This is a genomic window from Klebsiella sp. 141162 (assembly GCF_050600755.1).
Lineage (GTDB): Bacteria > Pseudomonadota > Gammaproteobacteria > Enterobacterales > Enterobacteriaceae > Klebsiella > Klebsiella aerogenes.
In genome coordinates this window covers 428,489-445,204 of sequence record NZ_JAQIRI010000001.1, presented here as the reverse complement: position 1 = coordinate 445,204, position 16,716 = coordinate 428,489, and the positions used below count along the sequence as shown (strand labels likewise).

13 protein-coding genes are annotated in these 16,716 nt (G+C 47.7%); 2 read left to right on the top strand and 11 right to left on the bottom strand.

Annotated elements, in window-relative coordinates:
- Window positions 1–53 precede the first annotated feature (53 nt).
- The 6 genes from PGR23_RS01995 to galF form a co-directional block, all read right to left on the bottom strand.
- The gene (locus tag PGR23_RS01995) at window positions 54–2,207 is read right to left on the bottom strand and encodes a polysaccharide biosynthesis tyrosine autokinase (protein WP_047046468.1); all 2,154 of its coding nucleotides are present in this window, start codon (window positions 2,205–2,207) and stop codon (window positions 54–56) included.
- A 16-nt stretch (window positions 2,208–2,223) separates the two neighbouring features.
- Window positions 2,224–2,658 carry a protein tyrosine phosphatase gene (locus PGR23_RS01990; protein WP_072057560.1) on the bottom strand — a complete coding sequence of 145 codons (435 nt, stop codon included), beginning with the start codon at window positions 2,656–2,658 and terminating at the stop codon, window positions 2,224–2,226.
- A gap of 2 nt (window positions 2,659–2,660) precedes the next feature.
- Window positions 2,661–3,797 carry a polysaccharide export protein gene (locus PGR23_RS01985; RefSeq protein WP_047046465.1) on the bottom strand — a complete coding sequence of 379 codons (1,137 nt, stop codon included), beginning with the start codon at window positions 3,795–3,797 and terminating at the stop codon, window positions 2,661–2,663.
- A 110-nt stretch (window positions 3,798–3,907) separates the two neighbouring features.
- Window positions 3,908–5,347, bottom strand: a complete 1,440-nt coding sequence (locus PGR23_RS01980) for a capsule assembly Wzi family protein (RefSeq protein ID WP_047046462.1) — start codon at window positions 5,345–5,347, stop codon at window positions 3,908–3,910.
- 921 nt (window positions 5,348–6,268) lie between these two features.
- Window positions 6,269–6,898, bottom strand: coding sequence for a phosphatase PAP2 family protein (locus PGR23_RS01975; protein ID WP_045391862.1), 630 nt, complete (start codon window positions 6,896–6,898; stop codon window positions 6,269–6,271).
- 448 nt (window positions 6,899–7,346) lie between these two features.
- On the bottom strand, window positions 7,347–8,237 hold the full coding sequence (galF, locus tag PGR23_RS01970) for a UTP--glucose-1-phosphate uridylyltransferase GalF (RefSeq protein WP_015706060.1): 891 nt from the start codon (window positions 8,235–8,237) through the stop codon (window positions 7,347–7,349).
- Window positions 8,238–9,092: 855 nt separating this feature from the next.
- Between galF and PGR23_RS01965 the strand changes: the two genes are divergently transcribed.
- Window positions 9,093–10,679, top strand: a complete 1,587-nt coding sequence (locus PGR23_RS01965; protein ID WP_047046458.1) for a TerC family protein — start codon at window positions 9,093–9,095, stop codon at window positions 10,677–10,679.
- Between the two features lie 47 nt (window positions 10,680–10,726).
- Here the strand turns inward: PGR23_RS01965 and asmA are convergent, their stop codons facing one another.
- The 4 genes from asmA to alkA all read right to left on the bottom strand — a co-directional run bounded on the left by asmA (window position 10,727) and on the right by alkA (window position 14,878).
- Entirely contained in the window at window positions 10,727–12,574 is a 1,848-nt protein-coding gene (asmA, locus tag PGR23_RS01960) for an outer membrane assembly protein AsmA (RefSeq protein WP_396279538.1), read from the bottom strand.
- Window positions 12,575–12,601: 27 nt separating this feature from the next.
- Window positions 12,602–13,183: a dCTP deaminase gene (dcd, locus tag PGR23_RS01955; RefSeq protein WP_015365790.1), complete on the bottom strand. Its 582-nt coding sequence runs from the start codon at window positions 13,181–13,183 to the stop codon at window positions 12,602–12,604.
- 90 nt (window positions 13,184–13,273) lie between these two features.
- Window positions 13,274–13,915, bottom strand: coding sequence for a uridine kinase (gene udk / locus PGR23_RS01950; RefSeq protein ID WP_015365789.1), 642 nt, complete (start codon window positions 13,913–13,915; stop codon window positions 13,274–13,276).
- 114 nt (window positions 13,916–14,029) lie between these two features.
- Entirely contained in the window at window positions 14,030–14,878 is an 849-nt protein-coding gene (gene alkA / locus PGR23_RS01945) for a DNA-3-methyladenine glycosylase 2 (protein ID WP_396279537.1), read from the bottom strand.
- Window positions 14,879–15,014: 136 nt separating this feature from the next.
- Between alkA and yegD the strand changes: the two genes are divergently transcribed.
- Window positions 15,015–16,367, top strand: coding sequence for a molecular chaperone (gene yegD / locus PGR23_RS01940; RefSeq protein WP_047078113.1), 1,353 nt, complete (start codon window positions 15,015–15,017; stop codon window positions 16,365–16,367).
- A 99-nt stretch (window positions 16,368–16,466) separates the two neighbouring features.
- On the opposite strand, the gene PGR23_RS01935 is transcribed toward yegD, so the two are convergent.
- Entirely contained in the window at window positions 16,467–16,526 is a 60-nt protein-coding gene (locus tag PGR23_RS01935; RefSeq protein ID WP_108418926.1) for a type I toxin-antitoxin system Ibs family toxin, read from the bottom strand.
- Between the last annotated feature and the right edge of the window lie 190 nt (window positions 16,527–16,716).

The following is a 16,716-nucleotide window of genomic DNA, read 5'->3' as shown; positions in this document are numbered from 1 at the left end:
GACAATATTTAAGGTGAGCTATAGTAGCTCACCTTTAATATCATAATAATTTATTATTCTTTGTTTGAGTATGAATAACCATAATGATTATATCCATAACCATAATAGCTACTTGCTTTCTTTAACACACCATTCAATATACAACCTTTAACATTTACACCACTTTGTTCAAAGCGCTTAACACTTACTGAGATTTCTTTCGTAGTATTAGCCTCGAAACGAGCAACAAGCAATGTTGTTCCTGCATAGCGCCCAATGATAGCAGCATCGGTAACCGCAAGGATTGGTGGTGTATCGACAATTACAAGGTCATAATTACTTGATGCCCATTCGATCATGTCAGAGAAGCGAGTATGCATTAGCAATTCAGCAGGGTTCGGAGGAATTTGTCCACGGCCAATATAATCAAATTCACCACCGGGAACTCGTTCGATGACTTTTTCAATTGATTCTTGACCAGATAATATCTCAGATAGTCCCTTGGCATGCTGTTTGCCCAACATTTTGTGTACATACCCCTTACGTAAATCGGCATCCACAAAAAGAACTTTTTTTCCTGTCAAAGCAATTATTGCAGCTAAGTTAGTACTAATGAAAGTTTTACCTGCATTAGGGCTAGCACCTGAAATCATAAGAACATTATTCTTTGCTTCCATCATTGCAAAGTGAAGGCTGGTGCGTAAACTTCGGATAGCTTCCACAGCCAAATCAGCTGGATTCTCTACAGCAAGTAAAGTACTAGATTGATTTTTATTGCGTTTGATTTTTCCGGTATTTTGTTTTGTTAACCATTCAGACACCGGTACACTTGCATAAACATTTACACCGAGTTCTTCTAATTGTTCAGGAGATTCGATTCCTCTACGCAGAACGACACGAACCAATACGAGTCCTACCGAAATAAATAATCCCAATATAATTCCGATTACGATAACAAGGATTTTTTTAGGTTTCACCGGACTTGGTTCTGTTATTGCCTGATCAATTATACGGACATTACCAATAGCACTCGACTTAGCAATGCTTAACTCTTGTTGCCGGTTGAGCAACTGCATATAAACGGCTCGACCTGACTCAACATCACGGCTTAATCGAAGTACTTCTTGCTGCGTTGATGGCATCGCGCTTACGCGCTTACTTAGTTTTCCTTTTTCTTGTTGCAGAGTTTTACGTTTTTCCATTAACGCTTTATATGTAGGATGTTCTTTCGTATATAACTGCGAAATTTCAGCCTCTTTGAATGTCAACGTATTCAATTGGTTATCGACATTTACAATTTGATCAAGTACTGATTTTGCCTCCATAGACAAATCAACTGAGTCTTTTTGTTTCCTATAAGCATTCAATTTATCTTCTGCAGCATCTAAGTCAGAGCGAACAGTCGGTAACTGATTACTCAAAAACTCTAAACTCTTTGCATCTTGTGCTGCTTGCCGATCGACATTCTGGGATAGATAATTTTGACTAATATTATCTAACATATGAGCAATAAGCTCAGGATCATCTCCGGTTAATGTCAAATTAAGCATCCCGGTATCTTTGCCTTGATCGACAACACTAAATGAGTCTTGAAGGTTACTTATTGCTAATAGCCTTGGCAAATATCTTATTTTAAATTGTGTTCCCGGTTCTGCATCGATTGATTGAACTAATAATGATATTCCTTTATCTTCAATCAATTTACCCACGACTCCATTAATGACCAAATCACCACTTTCAATTTGGTAATTATTTTTATCCTTAACTGTCAGTATGATTTCAGGTGTATCGCCCTTCAGGCTTTTTGGCAAATACAGCCTGGATACATTTATTTTGCCTCGTTTTTCACCTAGTATTCTGGATAAACCTTTCCCAAACACGGGAAAGTAAATCTGTTCTGTCTGAGCCTGAAGATTTAAATCATCAACTGATTTGCCAAGAATCATTCGTGATTGTAGTAATGCTATTTCAGGTGCAGACTGAGGTTGACTATCAGGCAACATCTGACTGAGACTATCTAAAAGTGCATTTCCTTGTTTTTGTTCAACTTGGATTAAAGCATTTGCTTGATATATTGGGGTAGCTAACAGTGAGTACAATACCGCCAGTACTGTAAAACCAGCAGTAACAGCAATGATGAGTTTTTTATGGTCAATCAACTCACCAATCAGCCGCCCGAAATCAATGTCGTTACTATCTTGCGAAGTATTGTTATTTAATGATGCCATGCAGAAAATTCCTGAATTATCTACCTAGTTTCTCTGCCCAGTGCTGGCAGCTTTGGTCTATTAATCGATACACCGACTCAAACGCCTCATCGCTTTTGCGATAAGGATCGGGGATTTCTTTTCCTTGCAACCAATGTCCAAGTAGCATTGTCTTGCCTCTAACCTCCGGCGCGATTCGACTAACTTGTTCTAAATGCTCAGTTTCCATTACAAGTAGCAGATCGTATTGTCGACCCAAAGCACTAGTAAATTGTATTGCTTTATGCCCTTCCAGGGATATGCCATGGTTACTAGCTACCCTTATCGCTGAATTATCTGCTGCATGACCTACCAATGCGCCAACACCAGCGGAATCAATTTTTTTATCTGGAAAAATACTACGTAGTATTCGCTCTCCTATTGGAGAGCGACAAATGTTACCTGTACAGATCACTAATATAGAATCAAACATTATTATGGCCACGTTTTGATATATCTAACAGTTTCAGTCATATCATGAACCCCACTAATTGTTGGTACCAATTGTGAAATAACGCGGTTCCATCTAACCAGCGGAGCTGTTGTAACATAAACAATGTCATATGGCTGTAATTGGAATTCAGTCCCTAATACCATTGCGGATGCATCTTGAGCATTAAGTTGGTAAATATTAGCAATTTTACCCTGCTTATCACCTTTAAGCTGGCGAACTACAAATACCCCTGTTGCATCGCTCATTGCTTGGGAAATTCCTTCTGCATTCCCTAGAGCTTCTGCGAGCGTCATTCCACTTCGATCCATTTTCATGGTGCTTTGTTTGCCCACTTCTCCCATCACAAATACCTTGAGATCATCGTTTCTTGGTACAAACAAAATGTCACCCGGATACAGTAAGTGGTTTTGAGTTAAATCTCCTTTTTGCATCAGAGCATATAATGAAATCTTAGTATCTTTGCCATTATGTGTCAGGACTACATTTCGCCAATCAGCATCAGGTGCTAAGCCGCCCGCGTTATTTATTGCGTCCATAACTGTCAGCGGTATATTGGTTATCGGTTGTTGGCCTGATTTAACCACTTCACCTGTAACATATGCTTTTTGAGAGCGGAAAGCTGCCACGCTGATGTCGACTTGTGGACTCTCGATGTATGTTGTCAATCTGCTCGCTATTTCTTGTCTAACTTGACTCAACGGTTTTCCTGCTACCTGAACTTTACCTATATAAGGATAAAAAATTGAGCCGTCAGAATTCACCCAGTTGCCGGTGTCACTTGCACTACGATACTGGCCAGCTGGAGTAGTTAACTCTGGATGATCCCAAACAGTGACCATCAGCACATCCCCCACCCCAATACGATACTCATAGTTTTTCAATAAGTTATCTAACTGAGGGTTTGGGCGAGCCAGCACAGTCTCAGGTCTAAGCTGCTCCACTAACCTCGGCGTCATTGGATAAACGTTCACCAACTTATCCAGGTCATAATCGCTATCCGGAAGTTCAACTACATTTTTGCGTAAGCTGTTCAGCCCCTGACCCGGAACAATAGTACACCCTGTCAAAAAGCTAATTGCCAATGCCACTGCTGAAACCCTAACAATTTTTTTCTTCATAATGTCACATCATCAATAAACCAAATTTTTCAATTACTGATTTGCCGTCTGAGTTTTTACCGATTAACAATTCACAATCAGTAATCCCTACCCTCTTCTCAGCATCCAGCCTATAAACTAAATGGAATCTCTATCCCTGCACTGGCACCAACATCGTCGCTATCGCTGTTATCGGCATTGGTGTACCAAAGATTAGTATTCAATCGAACAGATTTATAGACATCGCCACTCCAGCCCAACTGTATCCCTTTTAAGGTGTCTGAATTAGGAAACGCTTTATTGATAGTCTGATTTTCCGGGTTCACTTTCGCGTACACCAGACGGGTACTCCAGCGCTGATTATCTTCAGTCACCAACTCAACTTTGCCTGCAAACAACTGGCCATCTCCCCCCATCGCATCACCTAGTGGATAGCCTTGCTGATAATAACCATCTTTATAGATGTGATGGGTATAACTGTAATTAGTGCGACTCATATTGGTACGGGTATCATGCGCTTCCACATACCAGTTAATCGCATCTTTACCCCAGCCGTGGTGACCTTCAATACCACCAAGATACATATTCGCGGAAGGTAAGAATCCTGACTCATCTTCGCCAATCATTTGGCCATAGAAACTCACCGGCCAGCCCAGAGTAGGTTCGAGCTTAAACTTAAAATCAAAACCGGCAAGTTGGTTGCCCGGTTCATTTGGGTCGTTGGCTGAGGTGTTGTCTTTGCCGGTGAATCCATCCCAGAAGTTGCTAAACGATTGAGGACGTCCCTCCCCACCCCACTGCATTATGCGTGAAGCGCCAAGCTCAAGTGACTGGAACGGAGTAAAGGTAAAACGGCCACCGATAATTTTGGTATGAGGTACGGCCGTGTATTGGTTCATCTGGCTTGCGGAAATCTGATACTGCCACGGACCAATCCAGCGCAACCACCATGTCTCAGGAGCAGCTTGTTCAGCGCGTTGCATTAAAAAACCGGTCATCGGTCTTGCCGCATCGCCACGAATCAAGCTACCTTCATAACCAGGGCCCCACCACTGGGGCACCTGGCCGAATGATAACCATTGATTCCAGAATTTGACTGCGCCATATGCGCCGTTGGCATTAAAACGTGATCCATTGCTAATACGCTCGCCGCCTTCGACATTCCCCTGCAGATGCACATCCCACCATTCACCGCTGTTATTGAAGGCAAGAGAGAGAGAATTATCTGCTGGTTGGCTTTGGCCAAATCCCTGCGGTGTTCCAGGCTGGTCAGTTGACGTATAGCCGCTTACGCGAAAATCCGCCTTCAAATTAGAAAGGCGTTGATTGATGCGCGCCAGGACAACTTGTTCAGAGGAATATGAAGGTTTTGCTTTTTTCAGCGCTCGGGTAATTTCTTCCTGGCTGAGCGGCCAGGTGGAGAGACTTAGATGAATGACTCCGCGATCGGATAACCACGCCAGGTCGTTGCGAAGTTCATTATCATTTTGCACCAACCCTGCTGCATATACCTGCGAGCTAACTGATGCAACCAGACCCAAAGCAAGTGCGATACGAGCAATTTTTATCATTGTTCAAGTTCCATTTACGAGTCCCTTCCCACCAGGTGGGTACGGCAATGGGGATTTTTAAGAATCAGGAGCTTATGAGTTCGACAAGCCTATTTTTTACAACAGCGATCCATTGCCTCGATGGACAACATCCTCAGGTACGAGCGGTTTGCTGCAAACGGATGTGAACTTAATGCATTCATAATGTAAGCGATATTGGTTGCCAAGGCTACTTTCATGGGCTCAATAATGTGCACATGATCAGAAGTCTGACAACGTCGCTATGCGTATGGTGAGTATTCAAAACATTGGGTACCGTGAGTGTCAGGATACGCTACCGCCCTTGGCTTAACAGCTACCAACGCACTGTACCTCTTACCCAGGAATTTTCTTTACATCGACTGTTGGTGAATTAACCACAGCAATTATTTTTACCGCCTCGAGTTTACGAGATTCTTCTGTTAATTGGGAGTATAAATTCACCCCCACGAAGCGGATAAAACGATATTTTTCATTTTTACTGGCAAGGGTTCATCTGTTAATAAGATTATTTAATGGCATCCCTCACCAACTGACCACTTTATTACCACCCTAAGAATGAACCATGGTAACTATATGATTTTAAAGCAATTAAAATAAATGCTATGTTTAAGTGAAAAAACACCCATGCAGTAGTCAACTACAAAATATGATAGATATCATCACCCACTTCTTTTTTGGGTTCCAGAACGATAACTCTGATTTCCGTTATTCTCTTTTCATTTAAGAATCATCTTATCCGTAATAACATACCGAACCGCGCTTTCAAAGATCCTGTTAACATTATTATGTTTCACCATTATGAAAGCCACGATTCTAAAATCCCTTAGTTAACTATGGATACGCCATTTATCATACTAATCACGCCAACTGTTAACCCGTAAACTTATCGAAATAGTATGATTAATATATATGCTTATGTAGATCGGCTCTGGTAAACGGCTTCTCAAATGGTCCGATCATGGTTGCAACCTCGCCTAACAACGACTGCGTCGGTGCTTTAACCCCAGTGTTTAATAATATGAGTGGGATAATTACCACGCTCAACGCCCCCATCCATGAAATCTGCGCAGAACGAAAAGCCGACGTACGCCATTGCAACAGCAGAAAAGTCAAACTTCCACAAGCCCCCAGAATAAATCCACTCACCACTTCAGATACCGAATGTGCATGAATCATCAATCGGGAATAACCCACAATACCCGCCAGAATAAAGCCCAGAAGCACGGCCCCCCAGCGCAGGGATGATGAAGCACGAGAAGTTAACAGCCATAAGAGTATTGGCCAAAAGGCGGTTGAGAGTGCGGTATGTCCGCTGAAACCGGTAAAATCGATTTCCCGTATGCCAATTCCCCAGCCCATAAAGGCCAGTTTTGAAATGCACACGACAGTCCCCGTAATCCCAAAGAGCAGCGCCCATTGCCAGGCCAGAGTCCGGGATGTTTTACGCAGCACCAGCACCGCGAACAGCACCACTGCGCTAGGAAGCAACACGGTACTATCGCCAAAAAACGAGACAAATTGCCAGTTCATTTACGCTTCATCCTCTGACGATACATCCCTTTTCCCTGTATCTTATCCATGAATTCCTTATGGGCATATTCATCCATTAACGTTACGTTTATATGCATACATCACCGTTGTTTAATGGCTAAACATGATCTCAGTCAAGTTTTATTTCGCATCTCTAACTGTGCTACAGTGCGCTTGCTTAAGAAAGAGCGCACTAAGCAACTATCAGTTAAGCAATTTTCTGACTCATCTGACCAAATGACTGCTTCACGCACGACAATCATCAATCAGCCATCGCATCTATGTACTCAATAAGATTCAACTGAGATGAAAACTCTTCATTGCAATTAATGAACCGAATAAATAAGAATATCGGCTTCATTTCAGTTGGATCTTCTAACGCTGGCGTGCCACTCAACAATATGATGTTATCTGCACGCCAGCTTTCGTTCGTATTAAGCGCCTGGTTTCACGCCAGCAGCTTTTTGATGCTCTCGCGGAATTTAGTCCCTTCTTTATGGTTACGTAAGCCGTAGCTTACAAACGCCTGCATGTAGCCCATTTTTTTACCGCAGTCGTAGCTCTCACCGGTCATCAACATGGCATCAACAGACTGTTTCTTCGCCAGTGCGGCTATAGCGTCAGTCAGCTGGATACGACCCCATGCGCCAGGTTCGGTACGCTCAAGTTCTTCCCAGATATCAGCAGACAGCACATAACGGCCAACGGCCATCAAATCGGAATCGAGCGTTTGTGGTTCGTCTGGTTTTTCAATAAATTCAACAATACGGCCAATCTCCCCTTCCACTTTCAACCCATCTTTGGTTTGAATGACGGAATACTCGGAAAGGTCCCCTGGCATGCGTTTGGCCAGAACCTGACTGCGCCCGGTTTCATTAAACCGCGCTACCATTGCCGCAAGGTTATAACGCAGCGGATCCGCGCTCGCACCATCAAGAATGATATCCGGCAACACCACTACAAACGGATTATTGCCAACGGCCGGACGCGCACAAAGGATAGAGTGACCCAACCCCAGTTGCTGACCTTGTCGAACGTTCATTATCGTGACGCCTGGCGGACAAATCGCCTGCACTTCTGCTAACAGTTGGCGTTTAACTCGTTGCTCCAGCAGCGCTTCCAGCTCATAAGAGGTATCGAAATGGTTTTCTACAGCATTCTTAGATGAATGGGTGACCAGCACAATTTCTTTGATTCCGGCGGCGACAATTTCATCGACGATATACTGAACCATCGGCTTATCAACGATCGGCAGCATCTCTTTCGGTATCGCTTTGGTTGCAGGCAACATATGCATCCCTAACCCTGCTACCGGAATAATTGCTTTCAAACTCACCATTATTTCATCCACCTATATGGTTATAAACTTTCGAATTTTTGTCAGAACGTTGATGTCACTGGCATTTGTTTGTGATGGTACAGCATCGTACCGTGCACGACTTTAACCAAAATCCTAAATTACTCTCTTAGTCCAAGAATACACGCAAAAAATGCTAGCTGACAGGTAGCTTTAAGAAAATTCTCACACACTTGTCCTGGTCAATTGGCATTCATGGGAGCAGAGCAAAAGCAGCGCTTAATTCATTGTTATTTAACAATAATAATTGGAAAGCGTTCCTGGCGATAAGCAACTTCCTTTGCAGATTAAACACCTTTTTTCTTAAAAATCGCCATGGCAAGACACTTCAGAAAAAGTCAAATACCATGTGAAATAGCAATTTGGCGATAGTAATTAGTAAAATCGTCTAAATTTTGGACAAAAGGCTAACTTGACTAACCTTCTTACCCGCAGTTTAACCCATTGTCCATCGCTGATACTGCTGCTTTTATGCAACAATAAGCCATCTTAAGGGTCTTATTAAACGAGAGGCCTGACAAGCTACGGAATTCAGTAGGAATTTTCCCCTAAATAACAACTTGCTGAAAAATACGCCAATATTTTGGTGTTGGCCACGGTTAATAATCTTTTCTTATCCTTGCTATTACCGCACAGTAATTGTGTGGATTTCTAATTAATTCCAAATCAGCCCAAATAGATCTTAAAGGCCCGATATTTAACCATAGTTTATTACGTTATAACTTTCGTTTGTACGCTAACCCGCTACGCATCTCCACCATAAGTCGTTGCATTTTACCTGGCGCTTATCCATGATCGATAGATGATACGATTATGTTGTAAAGGTTCTTATTGATTATGGAATGGATTGCCGATCCCTCTATCTGGGCTGGTCTCATTACGCTCGTGGTTATCGAACTGGTTCTGGGGATAGATAACCTGGTATTCATTGCTATCCTTGCCGAAAAGCTTCCCCCTGCCCAGCGCGATCGCGCGCGTGTTACCGGTCTGTTGTTGGCAATGGTGATGCGTTTGGTTCTGCTGGCGTCAATTTCCTGGTTAGTCACCCTCACCACGCCGCTCTTCAACTGGCATGATTTAAGCTTCAGCGCCCGCGATTTGATCATGTTATTCGGCGGGCTGTTCCTGTTGTTTAAAGCCACCGTTGAGCTTAATGAGCGGCTGGAAGGGAAAGACAGTAATAATCCCACCCAGCGTAAAGGGGCGAAGTTCTGGGGCGTGGTGGCGCAAATAGTCGTGCTAGATGCTATCTTCTCGCTGGATTCAGTCATTACCGCGGTTGGTATGGTTGATCATCTGGCGGTAATGATGGCCGCAGTTATTATCGCCATTACGCTGATGTTAATGGCCAGCAAAGCCCTGACCCGCTTTGTCAACAGCCACCCCACGATTGTCATCCTATGCCTTAGTTTCCTGCTGATGATCGGTTTTAGCCTGATCGCCGAAGGGTTTGGCTTCCCAATCCCGAAAGGTTATCTGTATGCCGCTATTGGTTTCTCGGTGATGATCGAATCGTTCAATCAGTTAGCTATCTTTAATCGCCGGCGCTTCCTCTCGGCCAATCTCACTATGCGGCAGAGGACGACTGAGGCGGTGATGAATCTACTAAGCGGACGTAAGGAGAATGCTGAGCTTGATGCCGAGACGGCAACCATGGTCGCCGATCAAGGGGAAAACCCGCTGTTTAATCCGCAGGAACGCTTAATGATTGAGCGCGTACTGAATCTGAATCAACGCACCGTCAGCAGCATCATGACTTCACGTCATGATATCGAGCACATCGACTTAAGCGCGCCCGAAGAGGAAGTCCGCGCGCTGCTGGAGAAAAACCAGCATACCCGTATCGTCGTCACCGGCGGCAACGATAACGAGGATCTGTTAGGGGTTGTTCATGTTATCGACCTGCTACAGCAGTCGTTGCGCAATGAGCCGCTTGATTTACACGTTCTGCTACGACAACCGCTTATTTTTCCGGAAACCTTGCAGCTACTCCCGGCGCTGGAGCAGTTTCGCCAGGCGCGGACGCACTTTGCTTTTGTGGTCGACGAATTTGGCTCCGTTGAAGGGCTGGTGACTATCAGCGATGTTATGGAAACCATTGCGGGTAATCTGCCTAATGAAGTGGAAGAGATCGATGCTCGTCATGATATTCACAAAAACGCCGATGGCAGTTGGACCGCTAACGGCCATATGCCGCTGGAGGATCTGGTTCAGTACGTTCCGCTGCCGCTGGATGATAAACGCGAATACCACACGATAGCCGGCTTATTGATGGAATATTTGCAGCATATTCCAGCCGCAGGTGAAGAAGTGAAGATTGGCAGTTATACCCTGCGAACTCTGGAAGTTGAAAGCCACCGAGTGCAGAAAGTACAAATTATCCCGCCTGTTGAAGTAGAAGATGAATTAGATTATGAAGTGTGAATAAAGCGGTTCAGCCGCCGCAAGCTGCTCGCGGCGGCTGATGATGGTTACAGCTTATCGAGCAGCTTCTTCACATCTTTGCCGTTTTGACTATTACTATTGCGTTCAGCCCACTCGTTCAAACGCTGTCTGGCTTCGTCCTGCAACTGCTTACGCAGGATCTGATCTACCTGTAGGCTATAGCTTAACGACTGCCACTTACCATAGATACGCAGCGGGATTGCCGTCTGCTTGAGGCGGTCAATCAGCTTGCTTTCACCTTTCCAGCCGCCTAACACCCGCACGTTGAAATGCATGTCGCAATCCTCTGCTTGCAGATTCAGATTACCTTGCCCGTTCAACGCCATCATTGCGGACTGTCCCTGCAAGCCGTTAAGCGTTATCTGGCCATTATTCAGGGTTAAATCACTGCTTAACGCGTCAAGCTGAGTCGCATTATCGAAGTTTTCTTGCGCCTGTACGTTGGTGCTCCTCGCTACAGCCTGCTGTACGAGCTGCTGGAAGTTGAGTCCTTCGGTACGCGTATCCTTCATTCGTAGCTGTGCCTGTCCCTGCCAGTTACGACGGAAGTCATCTGCATCAATGCGCGGGCCGGAGAAATCGCCATTCAGGGATAATTTTCCCGTCAGGCTAATCGGGTAGTGGAAGGCCTGCAAAATGGTACCGATTTCCACATTATCTAACTGCGGTTGGAAAGCGGCATGGGACGTATTGCCCCGAACATCCAGCACTCCAGGTAACGAGATACGCCCCTCGCCCAGACTGCCCTGCAGTTGTTTCACCGTCAGCAGCCCCTGCTGGTTCGTGATATCACTCTTCACCTGGCTGAATCGCATACCACGCCACTGCACCTGATCCGCCGACAGCGCGAGCTGGCCGTTAAAGCCAAGCAAACTATGATAATCCTGCTGGATATCGCTATCGGCAATCACGGGGCGCAGCTGTCTCGGCTGGCTTTGCCCACGCTGATCAGCATTGCCTTCATTAGCCGCCGCGTTTTGCGCAAGCAAACTGTCCAGATTCAGGGTGGTCGCCTGCAGGTTTAGCACCCAGTCAGGTTTATCCCCCAACACAACGCTACCACTACCGGTAATTGCGCTGCCATTAGCCGTGAGATGGAGATTGTCGAAATTGAGTTTTTTCGCCTCTTCAATCCAGCTTGCTTGCAGACTTCCTTGCCCGTTGAGGCCATCCGGCGGCAGCTCCGCTCCGCGTACCTGCCAGTTGAGCTGCGAAAAATCCGCTTTCAGAGAATGAGGGTAATCACCGCCCTGAACCTGTGCAGTAAAGGACAACGCCAGGTCACGTTGATCGCGATTGACCCTGCCGGAGAAATCAACCGTCGCCAGATGGTTGTCATCCTGCTCCATTTGTAAGCGTATGTCGCGCACGGTGATCTGTTCGCCATTTTCATGCTGGAAGAACAGGACACTATCGGCTACCTGCAGCTTACGGACATCGTAGGACCAACCGCGATCTTGCGGCGCCTGAGGCAACGTATTGTCATGCGGCACCACCGGCGCGTTCTGGTCACGCACCGCTTCCGTTTTCGCGGTAAGCTGAATGACCGCGCCTTTCAGCATCACCTGCTTGACCTGCAGTTGATGAGAAAGTAGCGGCATCAGCGCAACATCCAGACGCATATTATCAGCACGCACGACCGGTTCGGAAGCACCTGGCGCCGTTAGCGCCATACGGCCGGAGAGAATACTCAACTGCGGCCAAACATGCCAACGCAGCGGACCATCAAGCTTCAGTTGATAGCCGCTACGCTCCGCCACTTCCTGCACCATATAGTTGCGGAAGTCATTAGGGTTGACCAGCAACACCAGCGCAGTGAGTCCCGCGACAATGACGGTCAACAAGATCATCAGCGTGGTCAGAATTCGTCTCATGACATCCTCTATTAGCCGCTTACTTTATCAATCCTTGTCGATTCGACTAGCCACCGCGCCCTGCTGGTCGCGATATTTGGCGTCTTCACGGCGGTTGTATGGCCGTGCCGCCGGGCCAGAAAGCGGCTCGAAGCTCAACGCGCCAATGGGCATTCCCGGGCGCAGCGCCAACGGCAGCTTGCCGGAATTATAGAATTCCAGCACGATGCAGCCAGACCAGCCCGGATCAATTCGGTGCGCAGTGACGTGAACCATAAGTCCGAGACGCGCCAGTGACGAGCGGCCATCAAGCCAGCCGACGAGGTCTGCCGGAAGCGTTACAGACTCATAAGTCACCGCCAGCGCCAACTCTCCAGGATGAAGATAGAAAGCCTCACCTTCCGGCAATACGATCTCTTCGCTCATGACCCGGTCCAGCGCCGCGCTCACTTCCGCCTTAGGGCCGCTCAGGTCAATAAATGGCGCCGTATGACCGCGGAAGGTACGGAATTTATTGCCTAAGCGAACGTCAACGGTCGCACCGTTAATTCGGTCCACCGGCGGACGTGGGCTGATTGCCAGGCGCCCTTCATCCAACCAGGCTTCTATATCTCGGTCACACAGACGCATGAGCTTTCTCCTTTAAGGCATCTAGCCCTTACGCTTTCCGGGAATAAGGGCAATTGGGATTCTCTTTGCACGTTACACAATTAGTACGTGTTATTCAAAGAACTGACTGATTTTGGCCTTCAGAATATCGATGGCAATACGGTTTTTACCGCCGCGCGGGACAATAATGTCGGCATATTGCTTGGAAGGTTCAATAAATTGCAGGAACATTGGCCGCACCGTCTTCTGATACTGCGCCATCACCGAGTCCATGGAACGACCACGTTCGTTAACATCACGCTTGATGCGGCGCATCAGGCAGATATCCAGCGGCGTATCGACGAAAATAGAGAAGTTTAATTCATTGCGGAGTCTGGCATCCGTCAACAGCAGGATCCCTTCCAGAATGATCACTTTCTTCGGTTGAATATGAATCGTTTCCGGCATACGCGTATGTTCAACGTAGCTATACACGGGTAATTCAATTGGCTGGCCGCTTTTCAGCGTCTGTAAATGCTGGAACAACAAGCTATGGTCCATCGAGCTCGGATGGTCATAGTTGGTTTTTACACGCTCTTCCATCGACAGATGGCTTTGATCTTTGTAATAGCTGTCTTCTGGAATAACGCCAATATGCTCATCGCCAACTTGTTCACGTAATTCACGATAAAGTGTGCTGGCGATAAGGCTTTTGCCCGAAGCCGATGCGCCGGCGATGCCTACAATGACGCACTGATGAGACGTATCAGTCATAAATTTTTGCGACCTGATTAACCTGGATGTAGATGGAGGGTGACGTTTGACCGTCAAACGCGGCAATTATAGGGATTTCAGGGCGGCGATACCAGTGATATGCGCCCTGTACGCCTATTCCTCGTCCGGCGTCCAGCCTTCGGTATACCAGATATGCAACAACGCATAGGAGCGCCAGGGTTGCCAGCGGCTGGCATAGCGCGCGATACGCGCGGGCGTCATTCCAGGAAAACGCTGTTTAATCAGATAGTCATCGGGCAGAAAAATATCTTTTGCCTGCCAACCACGCAGCGCATAGTAATTCGCCGTCCAGCGACCAATGCCCGGCAGACTCTGCAATCGCTTCATACCGGTTGCAATATCAGCAGGCGCCGTCAACGGCAATTCACCGCTCAATGCCGCTTTGCCAAGGTGAATCAAGGCTTCCGCGCGGCGAAGGGGCATACCTAGCGCTTTGAGCGCCAATGGATCGGCTTGCGCCAGTTTCTGTGGGTCAGGGAAGAGAACATAGCCTGGCGCTTCGCTTAACGGCTGCCCGTAGGCCGCAGCCACTTTGGCCGTCAGCTTCGCCGCCATCGCTACGCTCACCAGTTGCCCCAATACCGCGCGCACCGCCTGTTCAAACGCATCCAGCGCGCCCGGCAAGCGTAACCCAGGCCGCGGCTGCGCCAGTTTGCCTAAGGTTTGCGTGACCTCAAACGGATCGCATGCTAAATCAAACAGTTGCGCTACGCGCGCCAGGCACTGGTCTACTACCGGTAATAGTCCGCGAGAGAGCATCACCCGGAAACCCTGCCCGCATTCATCCGCTTTAACGGTAATCAATCCGCTGTGCCCATCGATACTAAAGCTGCGGGTATATTCATCTTCATGGAAGCTTTCAATTCCCGCTACCGCACGCGCGCTGAGAAACGCGAACATCCATCGCCAGTCATAAGGCGGTTGCCAGGGTAATAATGTCATGCACTCTCCTTATTGATCGCAACAAGCATAGATGCTCTGCGCCAGATACGCCTTGCTTTTAAATTCCAGTTGTCGGCATGGCGGCAATCCGCTAAAGTCGCCCCCCTTCTTCACTGGCATGGGGATTTTTCCGGTTATGTTTATTGGTTTTGACTATGGTACCGCTAACTGTTCGGTCGCCGTTATGCAGGGTGACAGCCCACGGCTTTTAACGCTGGAAAATGGTAGCCCGCTGTTGCCATCGATGCTTTGCGCTCCGACGCGCGAAGCGGTCAGCGAATGGCTATACCGCCACCACAATGTCCCGGCCGACGGTGCGGAAAACCAGGCGCTGCTGCGTCGCGCCATTAATTATAACCGTGATGAAGATATCGAAGTCCTGGGCAACAGCGTTCAGTTCGGACTCGCCTCTCTGCATCAATACGTTGACGATCCGGAAGAGGTCTACTTCGTTAAGTCGCCAAAATCGTTTCTTGGCGCCAATGGCCTTAAACCCCAGCAGGTTGCGTTATTTGAAGATCTGGTCTGCGCGATGATGCTGCATATTAAGCAGCAGGCGCAGTCTCAGCTAAGCGAACAGATTACCCAGGCGGTCATTGGTCGACCGATTAACTTCCAGGGGCTTGGCGGCGATGACGCCAACGCTCAGGCACAAGGAATTCTTGAGCGGGCGGCGAAACGCGCTGGATTTAACGATGTCGTATTTCAGTTTGAACCCGTCGCGGCGGGATTAGATTTTGAAGCCACCCTCGATGACGAAAAACGCGTGCTGGTCGTCGATATCGGCGGCGGCACCACCGACTGCTCGCTGCTGTTGATGGGGCCGCAGTGGCGGCAGAAAGCTGACCGTCAGGCTAGCCTGCTCGGCCACAGCGGCTGCCGTATCGGTGGTAACGATCTGGATATCGCCCTGGCCTTCAAATGCCTGATGCCGTTACTCGGTATGGGCGGTGAAACGGAAAAAGGCATTGCGTTGCCGGTACTGCCCTGGTGGAATGCAGTGGCGATTAATGACGTCCCGGCGCAAAGCGATTTTTATAGCGCCGCCAACGGCCGTATGCTCAATGACCTGCTGCGCGACGCCCGCGATGCCGACAAGGTCGCACTGCTGCTTAAAGTATGGCGTCAGCGTCTGAGCTATCGCCTGGTGCGCAGCGCGGAAGAGAGCAAAATAGCCCTTTCCGCCCAGCAGGATTTCAACGCCGAACTGCCGTTTATTAGCGATGAGCTGGCGACCGCTATCAGCCAGCAGGGGCTGGAAGAGGCGCTCAATCAACCGCTGGCCCGCATTATGGAGCAGGTAAAGTTAGCGCTGGAAAGCAGCCATGAAACCCCGGACGTTATCTATCTCACCGGCGGTAGCGCGCGATCGCCATTAATTAAGAAGGCGCTGGCCGCACAGCTGCCGGGGATACCGATCGCCGGCGGCGATGATTTTGGTTCCGTGACCGCCGGTCTTGCCCGCTGGGCGCAGGTGGTTTTCGCCTGAAACGCGAGCGCCATTCGGTAACCTGAGTTGACTTTGCCGCTTTTTCGTCCTAATTTGCAGGATGAAGGGTAAGGGAGGATTTCTCCTCCCCCTGGCGTCTTAGTAAGCCGGTAAGCTAATCACTAAGAGTATCACCAGTATGATGACCAGGTTCATCATAACCCTTTCCTTATTTAAGGCCCCTTCCTCAGGAGGGGCTTTCCTGTATTTAGCCTCCGCTAAATCAAGCTGACGTTACCATGCCGCGTCCGACACATTTCTTTTCAGCGTTCGGCTTTGCGAGCCTCCTCGTGAAAGCCCGCCAATTCAGACCTTTCCATACGCGCTTTTCATAATTCCTCCATTTTTG

Excerpts from the sequence above, each read along its gene's own strand:
- galF (WP_015706060.1), bottom strand. The coding sequence starts at position 8,237 with ATGGTGAGTTTGAAAGCAATTATTCCGGTAGCAGGGTTAGGGATGCAT.
- PGR23_RS01975 (WP_045391862.1), bottom strand. The coding sequence starts at position 6,898 with ATGAACTGGCAATTTGTCTCGTTTTTTGGCGATAGTACCGTGTTGCTT.
- PGR23_RS01985 (WP_047046465.1), bottom strand. The coding sequence starts at position 3,797 with ATGAAGAAAAAAATTGTTAGGGTTTCAGCAGTGGCATTGGCAATTAGC.
- PGR23_RS01990 (WP_072057560.1), bottom strand. The coding sequence starts at position 2,658 with ATGTTTGATTCTATATTAGTGATCTGTACAGGTAACATTTGTCGCTCT.
- udk (WP_015365789.1), bottom strand. The coding sequence starts at position 13,915 with ATGACTGATACGTCTCATCAGTGCGTCATTGTAGGCATCGCCGGCGCA.
- yegD (WP_047078113.1), top strand. The coding sequence starts at position 15,015 with ATGTTTATTGGTTTTGACTATGGTACCGCTAACTGTTCGGTCGCCGTT.
- asmA (WP_396279538.1), bottom strand. The coding sequence starts at position 12,574 with ATGAGACGAATTCTGACCACGCTGATGATCTTGTTGACCGTCATTGTC.
- dcd (WP_015365790.1), bottom strand. The coding sequence starts at position 13,183 with ATGCGTCTGTGTGACCGAGATATAGAAGCCTGGTTGGATGAAGGGCGC.
- PGR23_RS01995 (WP_047046468.1), bottom strand. The coding sequence starts at position 2,207 with ATGGCATCATTAAATAACAATACTTCGCAAGATAGTAACGACATTGAT.
- PGR23_RS01965 (WP_047046458.1), top strand. The coding sequence starts at position 9,093 with ATGGAATGGATTGCCGATCCCTCTATCTGGGCTGGTCTCATTACGCTC.
- alkA (WP_396279537.1), bottom strand. The coding sequence starts at position 14,878 with ATGACATTATTACCCTGGCAACCGCCTTATGACTGGCGATGGATGTTC.
- PGR23_RS01980 (WP_047046462.1), bottom strand. The coding sequence starts at position 5,347 with ATGATAAAAATTGCTCGTATCGCACTTGCTTTGGGTCTGGTTGCATCA.